This window comes from Actinoplanes siamensis, assembly GCF_016862395.1.
In the GTDB taxonomy this organism is placed as follows: Bacteria; Actinomycetota; Actinomycetes; order Mycobacteriales; family Micromonosporaceae; genus Actinoplanes; species Actinoplanes siamensis.
This window is the reverse complement of sequence record NZ_BOMW01000022.1, coordinates 23,316-32,272: the sequence shown is the minus strand read 5'-3', so window position 1 is coordinate 32,272 and position 8,957 is coordinate 23,316. Positions and strand designations below refer to the sequence as shown.

Here is an 8,957-nt window from a genome sequence, read left to right as displayed (position 1 = left end):
GGGGGGGGGGGGGCTCGCGCGGCCGGAGGCGGCGTGACAGGCGGCGGTGTGCCCGGCGGCAAACGTGGGACGGGCCGTTTGTCGCCGGGACCGGTGGGTAGGCGATCCGGAATGGAACGGCGGGTGACCGCGGGCGATCTGGGCGCCTGGCTGATCAAGGGCAACGCCGACCACGTGGATCTGGTGGGCCGGTTCGCCCGGGATCCCGGGGTCGCCCGGTGGTGCGTGCAGCGCAGCTACCGGCTGGAGCTGATGCGGGCCGGGCAGCCCGTGCTGTTCTGGGGCAGCGGCAGCCGGCGGCGCGACCTGCCGTACGGCGTCTGGGGTCTTGGCCGTCTCGCCGGACCACCCGCTCGGCAGCCGCCGGGGACCGGGTGGACGATCCCGCTCGACCTGGTGATCGCGGAGCCGCAACGCTGGGTGGGCCGCGACGTGCTGCGGGCCGACCGGGACCTGGCCGGCCTGGAGGTGTTGCGGCAGCCGCAGGCCGCCAACCCGTCGTTCGTCACGGTGCGCGAGTTCGCGGCCATTCGCCGGCACTTCGATCCCGGGCCGGGCCGGGTCCGCCGGACGTGACGGTGACCTCGGTGCCGCGGCGCGACGACCGCGGGCCCGGACGCCGGTGACGTCCGGGCCCGCCGTCCCGCGCCCTCAGGAACCGTCCGACGCGGTTTTCCCGGACGGGCCGTACGGCGACGTCTGGCTCTCCGGCGTCGGCCGGTTCGCGTTCTTGTCCGGGCTGCCGTGCGGGGCCTCGGTCGGGTCCGCGTCCTCGGTCCGCTGCTTGCTGGTCGGGGACTCCCCGCTGCGCCGCAGCTCAGGTTGCTGAACGTTGGTCATCTCCAGCTCCTCTCCTCGGCTGGCCCGGATACCCGGGAACCCTGCGGATATGTCTGCTGTCCGTCCCGGCTCCGGCCGCGATCGCGCGGCGGGTGGCGGTCAACGTCAGCCGGGCGTCGTGCCGGGGACGCCAGCCCAGGGCGCGGGTCCGGGAGCAGGTCAGCAGCGGGACGTCGAGCAGCGGATCGGCCCAGGACGCGTCGAGCTGCTACAGGCCCCGGGTGGCCCCGAGCAGGCCCCGCGGCATCGAACGGGAGACGGGCAGGTACCGGCCGCCGAGCAGGCGCGCGACGAGCCCGGGGGACAGGACCGGCTCGCCGGCGACGTCGAACGCGCCCGCGGCGCCGGCGAGTAGCACCGCGGTAGCGTGGCCGGACGCGCCGGCCGCGGCGCGCCGCGGGTTCACACCGGGCGCGTGAGCCTCACGCGCGCAGGGTCCGGAGCGCTCCGGTGAGGCGGACCAGCTCGTCGAGCATCGCCTTGCCGGACGCCTCGACCTGCGCCGGCGGCACGAACTCGCCGTCCACGGTGAGGAACTGGCTGAACATCGGGACCGACACCGCCTCGGTGGCGACGACGACGCGCAGCGCGGAGAGCACCGGCTTGAGCCCGGTCGCGGCGCGCAGGCCGGCTGAGACGCCGCCGTAGGAGATCAGGCCGGCCGGCTTGTGGTTCCATTCCGCGTACAGGTGGTCGAGCGCGTTCTTCAGCGAGGCGGGGAACGAGTGGTTGTACTCCGGGAGGACGAACACGAACGCGTCCGCCCGCTTGACCGTCTCGCTCCAGTCCCTGGTGTGCTGGTGCTTGTACTGCCCCAGCCGCGGGTGGTCCGGCTCGTCCAGCAGCGGGAGCCCCACCTCGGCCAGGTCGACCAGCTCGACGTCGAAACCGCCGTGGGCCTCCGCGACGCGCTGCGCCCACCGCGCGATCGCGATGCCCTTGCGGCCCTCGCGGGTGCTGGCGTTGATGATCTGCAGGACCGGACGGGACATTCTTGCTCCTTCAACAGTTCGTACTGCGAACAAACGTAGGAGCGGACGGCCCGGAGCGCCATGTCAGGCCGATCACTCACCGCTCGGCGCGCTGCCGCCACCGCGGTCACCGTGGCGATCGTCGGAGCCACACCCGTTCACCTGCCACCTGGCGCTGGCGTGGTCACTGCGGCGACCCTGGGAGCTGTTGCGGGCGGGCGCCGCGCCAGCGCTGACTGGCGCGGTAGGCGATGCCGCGGACGCCGTGCAGCAGGCCGGTCGGGCGCAGGTCGTCGCCGGCGTTGCGGATCGGGTCGAAGGCCAGCGCGGCGTCCGTCTCCGGGGACAGCGTGTCCTTCAGGGTCACCCGCCCGAACGGCTGCACGACCGGGCCACGGATCGCGTACAGCAGAAGGGTCGCGGCCTTGCCCACCGTGTCGAGGGAGCGGCCCAGCGGCCGGCCGGAAGGGTCCGGGCCGGCGGCCAGATAAAGTTTGCCGCCGGTGCCCGACCGGTAGGCGGCGATCGAACCGTAACGCGCGTCGAAGGTGCGCCGCGGCATCGGCAGGCGGCGTCCCCAGCGTCCCGGGCCGACCGTCGAGAGCAGCAGATCCGTGCCTTCGACACGAAGGGCGATCCCGCGTACGTCCGGCCGGGCGCGCCGCGTGCCCACGCCCTTGGAGAGCCGCACCACCACGTCGTAGTGCCCGGGCCGGTCCAGCAACGTCGAGCCGGTCGGGTCGACGCAGCCCCAGATCTCCAGCTCCGCGGTCATCGAACGGCCGGCCGGATGCAGCGACCGCTGCCGCCGCGACCTCGCCAGGCGCATTCCCGCGGCCACCGCCACACCCGCACCGATCCACCGCAGTCCGTTCATGCCGGTCGCCTTACCCGGCCGGACCGGCCTCATCCACGGTCGGGCTCACCGGATCGCACCGCCCCCGCGCCGCGCACCCCTCGACGCACCGTCCGCCGTCCGCGAGGGCGTCAGCAGCCCTTCGCCGCGGCATCGTCACCGCCCCGGCGCCGGATCCGACCCACTCGGGCTGAGCCCTCGACCGGCCGGCATCGCAGGTCCCACCGCGAGAGAAGAACCACGGCCGAGCAGGCACCCCCGTCCCCGGCCAAGCGCGGTGAGCTGGCAGCGGGAGGTGTCTCGTAGCCGGTGAGAGGCCTCTGACGCCCGGCCGGGCGCAGCGGGCCGGGAGCGCGGGCCGCGGGGCGGTGAGTGGGTGGGGCGGCCCGGCCGCGCGTCGGCGGGGCGCCCCGGGGCCGGCCTCAGCGGAAGTGGCCGGCCGGGAGGAAGTGCTCGGATCAGCACTGCCCGTCGGCGAGCACGTAGTGGTCGGGGCCGGTCCGGCGCAGCGTGTGCACGGTGAACGTGTTCCACAGGCCCATCGCCTGGTTCGAGCCGTTGGCGAAGGTGGAGCCGGCCCTCTGGTAGGCCCGCCCGGCCGTGGTGTGCGCGTAGTTGCTGGCCGTGAAGCACGGTGGCGACGTGGGCGGCGGCGTGACCGGAACCGACGGTGCCGGGCTGGCCGGCGGCTGCGACGTGCCGGCCAGCCCCCACGACCGCGCGATGTGGTAGGACGAGCAGATCGAGGCGAGATAGTACGACCCGGTCGTGCCGCACTGGTCCTCCGCGCTGCCCGGCGCCACCGGCGTGCCGTGCCCGATGCCCTGCACCCGGTAGAGGTCGACGGCCCCGCCGTAGTGCTCCACGGTCGTCGACCCGGGCAGCGACTCGGTCGAGGTGGGCGTCCGGCTCACGCCGCGCACGTCGGTCCACTGGTCGCGCAGCTCGGTGGCGTTCGCCGGCACGACTGTGGTGTCCGACGTGCCGTACCAGATCCCCACCGCCGGCCACGGGCCGGCGTAGCCGGGGTTCGCGGCCCGCACCAGGTCGCCCCACTGCTCCGGGGTCCTGCTCTGCGCCTGGTACTGGCAGACGGTCCCGCAGTCGTAGGGCAGCCCGGCGATCACCGCGCCACCGGCGAACACGTCCGGGTAGGCGGCCAGCATCACGGCTGTCATCGCGCCGCCCGCGGACAACCCGGTCACGTAGACGCGGCGCGGGTCCGACCCGTACGCCGAGATCGCCTTGTCCACCATCTGCTTGATCGACAACGCCTCGCCCCGGTCGCGCCCGATGTCGCCGGCGGTGAACCAGTTGAAGCAGGACAGCGCGTTGTTGCCGGAGGTCTGCTCGGGGAAGACCACGGCGGCCCGGTACAGGTCGGCGTACTTGGGCCAGCCGGAGTGCGAGTAGTAGTCGGAGGCGCTCTGCGTGCAGCCGTGCAGCGCCACGACCAGCGGGCGACCGGCGGGCAGGCCGTCCGGGACGTAGGCGTACATGCGCAGCGCGCCGGGGTTGCTGCCGAACGAGCCGACCTGGGTGAGCGTGGCGGCGGCGTTCGCGGGGCCGGTGCGGGACAGGGACAGGACCGCGAGAGCGGCGGCCAGCACTGCCGCGAGCAGTGCCGGCCGGTACCGACGGAAATTCATGTCGCGGACGTTACGGATTTGTGAACCAGCCGCCCATGTGCCGCGGCACTACATCGACACCGATCGAAGTGTGGATCGGGGGTGCGCTCGGCCCGGAACGCGAAGTTGTCCGGCGCGGGGTAGGGGCCCTGCCTTCTTTTGAAGCAACTGATTGACTCAACCTGTGGGTCAGGCCACTGTGGAGCGGCAGTGAGGCGTCCGACCGTCGCGGGGAGGGGGCCGCGGTGGTTGCCGGTCACCTGGTGAAGGGGTTGGATGTGAGGGTGGAATCCGACAAGCCCACGTGCGGAGCGGCCGTGCTCTGCCCGGCCACGGCCATCCGCCGGGTCGCCCCATGAGGCGGGTGGTCGTCGTGGGCGCCTCCGCCGCCGGGCTGGCGGCCGCGGAGACCCTGCGTCGGGAGGGGTTCGACGGTTCGGTCACCGTCGTCGGGGAGGAGATCGACGCGCCGTACGACCGGCCACCGCTCTCCAAACAGATCCTCTCCTCGGCCTGGGGCGCCGAGCGGCTCGCCCTGCGCACGCTGGAACAGCTCACCGCGCTGCGGCTGGATCTGCGGCTCGGCGCCAAGGCGGTCGGTCTGGACACCTCCGCGCGGGCGGTACGGCTGGCGGACGGGACCGACCTGGAGTACGACGGGCTGATCATCGCCACCGGGGTGCGCCCGCGCCGGCTCCCGGGGACCGGCGGGCACGTGTTGCGTACCGTCAACGACGCTCTTCATCTGCGGGAGAGCCTGCGGCCCGGCACCCGGCTGGCCATCGTCGGCGCCGGGTTCCTCGGCGCGGAATGCGCCGCGGTGGCCCGGGGGCTCGGATGCGAGGTGACCCTGATCGAGCCGGCGCCGGTGCCGCTCGCGCACGCGGTCGGCGAGCCGGTCGGGCGATTCCTGTCGTCGGTGCACCGGTCACACGGCGTCGACCTGCGCACCGGCCTCGCCGTGACCTCGCTCGACGACCCGGTCCTGGCCGGCGCCGACGTGGTGCTGGTGGCGATCGGGTCGCAACCGAACACGGAATGGCTCACCGGTCTCCCGGTGGCCGACGGCGTGGTCTGCGACGAGTTCTGCGCCGCCGCCCCGGACGTCTACGCGGCCGGCGACGTGGCGCGGTGGCACAACCCGTTGTTCGGCGTGGACATGCGCATCGAGCACCGCACCAATGCCGCCGAGCAGGGCCTGGCGGCCGCCCGGAACCTGCTGTTCCCGGCGGCGCGCAAACCGTTCGCGCCGGTCCCGTACTTCTGGTCGGACCAATACGATCTGAAGATCCACGCGTACGGGTATCTGCGGGGCCACGACGCGTTCTCCGTCGCCGAGGGGTCGATCGAGGAGGGGCGCTTCCTCGCGGCGTACCACCGAGAGGGCCGGCTGGTCGGGGCCCTCGCCGTCAACATGCCGCCGAAGGCGATCCGGCCGTGGCGGCAGGTGATCGCGCTCGGAGGAACCTCGTGAGAGGGTAGTTCGAGATTTTCCGGGTAGATTTATACGTTGAGTCCGCTTGGAGATCTTTCTGCGGGTTGGTTATAGATGGCGATCACTCGATAGCGTAAAAGATGATCTCGGTCATGACCGTGTCGTTTGTTGCGGGGTTGGCCGGTCATGGGACATCGAAAGCCGTACCTTGGCGATGTCACCGATGAGCAGTGGGCGTTGCTCGGCCCGCTCCTGGAAGCCTGGCGGGCCAAGCGTGTTTCGCGCGCTTCCACATTAGCCGTAGCGCGGGTAGCCGTGGTTGATACTGAACCGTCGCGCCAGTGAAGGGATGATGAAGATGTTAAAAATCGGGAAAAGGGTAAACCGGTGGGTTTTGATATCAGCCACAACCGGGGGAACGCCTGATGCACGCCCGGATCGCGTGGCGAAAAGTTGGCGCATACTTTTGAAACCCATATCGAAGGGTTGGCGCGCCTAATGAGTGCTGCGCATGGCATGGGGATGTCTTCGGTTTGGGTCCGTTCCGGTTCCTTGGTTGTGAGACGGCCCGGCAGGCGACGGGACCCTGGTCGAGACCGACCGCGGGCGTCGATCTGTGGTGGTCCGGCAAACACGACGACCACGGCGGCAACATCCACATCGTCACGGTGCCCGATGGCTGGCCGATCTGGACTTCGGACGTGCGACCCGGGTTACGAGGGCGAGCCCGCCACCAGCGCCGTCGCGTTCAAAAGGCCGAGGAACGGCCGGCTCAACCCCATCCAGCAGCAACTCAACAAGGTCCACAGCCTGCGGGCAATCGGTGAGCGCGGAAACTCGCTGCTCAAGATGACTTTCAAGGCTCTGCGCAGCATCAGCCTGGACCTATGGCGAATCGGGAAGATCGTCGCGGCGGCTCTGACAATCCTTCACGTCGAGCATGACCGCACCACGTGACAACCCTGGCCGCAGGCCCAACTTCAAAGATGTGTCATATCGAGAGTTTTCATAGGAGGCTGAACATGCAAGCGAGGGTATCAGCAATTACTGTTGCAACGGCAGCAATTTCGGGACTGCTTAACACTTCTGTACCGGCTCATGCGGCACCTTCAAATTTGTCCCATACGGCCGTCTGGGCGAACGTCGCCGCAACTGACACAATTGGCATGGGCAACTGCTATATAAACATACATGACCGCTCATCAGGGGATGTGCTGCAAACTCGGGGTCCATTTTACACCACACATTCGGATTGCATTGACCGGCAAGCGGCCCTGCAGGACGAGCTGCCGCAATATGAGGTTACTTTATATTTTGTAGCGGACGAATCATAGCGCCGGATTTTTCCTGTAGGCGTCGAGATCCGCTGGTTCTGGGCGGGGAGTGAGCCATTCCGTGCAAGGTTTTGACTACTGACGGTTTTCATGTGGTGCGCATCGTGCTCGACGTGAGCAGCCCCGGCTGACCGCGTCCCGGCCGTCGCGCCGCCCCGGGCTGACCGCTTCCCGCCGGGCCCGGCCGCCCCGGGTGTCACGCCGTCCCGGCATCGCCGTCGCCCGCCCCCGCCCGGGTTGCCTGGTCAGTCGGCGGACGCGCTGACCGGCGCCCGGTAGAGGCCCTCGATCGCGTCGATCAGCCCGTCCGCGGTCGCCGGCCACCGCGGGTCGGCGGTGCGCTCACGTTGGGCGCAGAAGTGCACGATCAGCGTGTGCGCCATCTCGTCCCGCTCGTCGCGGACCGCGGGCGGCAGACCGGGCAGGCACCGGTGCACCCCCTCGGTCACCGCCCGCGGCAGGGCTGACTCGCCGAGCTCGGTGACGGCCAGCTCGCGCAGCTTCGGCTCGGTCATCACCTGGGCGGCGAACCGCGCATACCAGCTCGGCAGGCCCAGCGACTCCAGATGCCCGGTGAACGGCAGCACCACGCAGGTGACCCAGTCCCGCAGCGTGGTGCTGCCGGCGTACCGCTCCAGCAGCCCGGCGCGGATCACGTCCATCCCCTCGGCGTGCCGCCGGACGATCGCGCGCACCAGATCCGACTTGGTCCCGAAGTGATAGTTGACGGCGGCGTTGTTCCCCTGGTCGGCGGCCTCGCTGATCTGCCGGTTGGAGATCGAGAACACCCCGTGCTCGGCGAAGAGCCGTTCCGCGGTCTGCAGGATCCGTTGCCGGGTGCGTTCCACCTGCTCCTGGCGTCCTCGCCGGGTCACCTCCATGCCGCCGACATCCGTTCTGGTCACCGTCGCGAACAGCGAAAAATCCTACCCCTCCACCCGCCCGCCGCCTACTGCGCACCGCACCCTCACCCGATCCCGCGTCGCGCGCTCCGCTCCCGCGTCCGTGGGCGCCCGGCGCTTCTTCCGGGACCCGGCTCACGAGGACCGGCCCGCTCGCACGTCCGCGGGCGCCACGCCGTGCTCGCAGTAATCCACACTACGCCTATTAGTCCTATGGCTCTAATAGGTTAGGGTCCTCGGTGCGGAGGTGATCACATGATCAAGCCGGATCCCGACACCCCGGCGGCCCGATGAACGGCGACGTGCTGGACCAGGCCTCCTGGGCTTCGCTCACCGGCCCGCACGCCCACCTCGCCGAGGGCGCCGGCCGGGCGCGCCGCTACCCGGCCGACGTCTCGCCGATCGTGGCGGTCCCGCCGGTCCAGGACGACCGGGTCTGGGCCGACCTGCGCGCCCTGGTCGGCCCGGGCGGCCTGGCCCGCCTCTCCTGCGACATCACCCCGCCGCCGGCCGGCTGGACCGTCGAGCACCGCGGCGAGGGCGTCCAACTGGTCGCCACCGACGCGCTGCGCGGCCAGCCGTCCGGCGAGGTGGTGACGCTCGGCGCCGCCGACGTGCCGGAGATGCTGGACCTGGTCACCCGCACCCGGCCCGGGCCGTTCGAGCCCGGAACCTACCGGCTCGGCACCTACCTGGGCGTCCGCCGCGGCGGCGCGCTCGTGGCGATGGCCGGCGAGCGGGTGCACCCGCCGGGCTGGACCGAGATCAGCGCGGTCTGCACCGATCCGGCCTTCCGCGGCCAGGGGCTGGCCACGACTCTCGTCCGGGCGGTCGCGCGGCAGATCCGCGAGCGCGGCGAGACCCCGTTCCTGCACGCCGCGGCGGGCAACACCGCCGCGATCCGGCTCTACCTGTCGATCGGGTTCCAGCTGCGCCGGACCCGCTACTTCTCGGTGCTCCGTGCGCCGAGTGATCAATAGAAGTCATTGAG

9 protein-coding genes and 1 pseudogene are annotated in these 8,957 nt (G+C 71.1%); 4 read left to right on the top strand and 6 right to left on the bottom strand.

Going from position 1 to position 8,957, the window contains the following annotated elements:
• Positions 1 to 123 precede the first annotated feature (123 nt).
• A complete protein-coding gene (locus Asi03nite_RS12230) occupies positions 124 to 576 on the top strand; it encodes a hypothetical protein (RefSeq protein ID WP_239102636.1) in 453 nt (150 codons plus the stop codon).
• Between the two features lie 75 nt (positions 577 to 651).
• Here the strand turns inward: Asi03nite_RS12230 and Asi03nite_RS12225 are convergent, their stop codons facing one another.
• From Asi03nite_RS12225 to Asi03nite_RS12205, 5 genes are all read right to left on the bottom strand, one after another.
• Positions 652 to 840, bottom strand: coding sequence for a hypothetical protein (locus Asi03nite_RS12225; protein WP_203679206.1), 189 nt, complete (start codon positions 838 to 840; stop codon positions 652 to 654).
• Positions 841 to 1,048: 208 nt separating this feature from the next.
• Complete coding sequence (locus tag Asi03nite_RS12220; protein ID WP_203679204.1) at positions 1,049 to 1,246, bottom strand: hypothetical protein; 198 nt, start codon at positions 1,244 to 1,246, stop codon at positions 1,049 to 1,051.
• Positions 1,247 to 1,262: 16 nt separating this feature from the next.
• The gene (locus Asi03nite_RS12215; RefSeq protein ID WP_203679202.1) at positions 1,263 to 1,832 is read right to left on the bottom strand and encodes an NADPH-dependent FMN reductase; all 570 of its coding nucleotides are present in this window, start codon (positions 1,830 to 1,832) and stop codon (positions 1,263 to 1,265) included.
• 163 nt (positions 1,833 to 1,995) lie between these two features.
• Entirely contained in the window at positions 1,996 to 2,688 is a 693-nt protein-coding gene (locus tag Asi03nite_RS12210; RefSeq protein WP_203679200.1) for a hypothetical protein, read from the bottom strand.
• A 437-nt stretch (positions 2,689 to 3,125) separates the two neighbouring features.
• Positions 3,126 to 4,316 (bottom strand): extracellular catalytic domain type 1 short-chain-length polyhydroxyalkanoate depolymerase, encoded by a 1,191-nt coding sequence (locus Asi03nite_RS12205; RefSeq protein WP_203679198.1) that lies wholly within the window; start codon positions 4,314 to 4,316, stop codon positions 3,126 to 3,128.
• 334 nt (positions 4,317 to 4,650) lie between these two features.
• Here Asi03nite_RS12205 and Asi03nite_RS12200 point away from each other — a divergent pair, with 334 nt between their 5' ends.
• The gene (locus tag Asi03nite_RS12200; RefSeq protein ID WP_203679196.1) at positions 4,651 to 5,769 is read left to right on the top strand and encodes an NAD(P)/FAD-dependent oxidoreductase; all 1,119 of its coding nucleotides are present in this window, start codon (positions 4,651 to 4,653) and stop codon (positions 5,767 to 5,769) included.
• A 557-nt stretch (positions 5,770 to 6,326) separates the two neighbouring features.
• Positions 6,327 to 6,687 (top strand): annotated as a pseudogene (locus Asi03nite_RS12195) (transposase family protein); the annotation flags it as partial.
• A 622-nt stretch (positions 6,688 to 7,309) separates the two neighbouring features.
• Here the strand turns inward: Asi03nite_RS12195 and Asi03nite_RS12190 are convergent.
• Positions 7,310 to 7,969, bottom strand: coding sequence for a TetR/AcrR family transcriptional regulator (locus Asi03nite_RS12190; protein WP_239102635.1), 660 nt, complete (start codon positions 7,967 to 7,969; stop codon positions 7,310 to 7,312).
• Between the two features lie 287 nt (positions 7,970 to 8,256).
• Here Asi03nite_RS12190 and Asi03nite_RS12185 point away from each other — a divergent pair, with 287 nt between their 5' ends.
• Entirely contained in the window at positions 8,257 to 8,946 is a 690-nt protein-coding gene (locus tag Asi03nite_RS12185; RefSeq protein ID WP_203679194.1) for a GNAT family N-acetyltransferase, read from the top strand.
• The last annotated feature ends 11 nt before the right edge of the window (positions 8,947 to 8,957 follow it).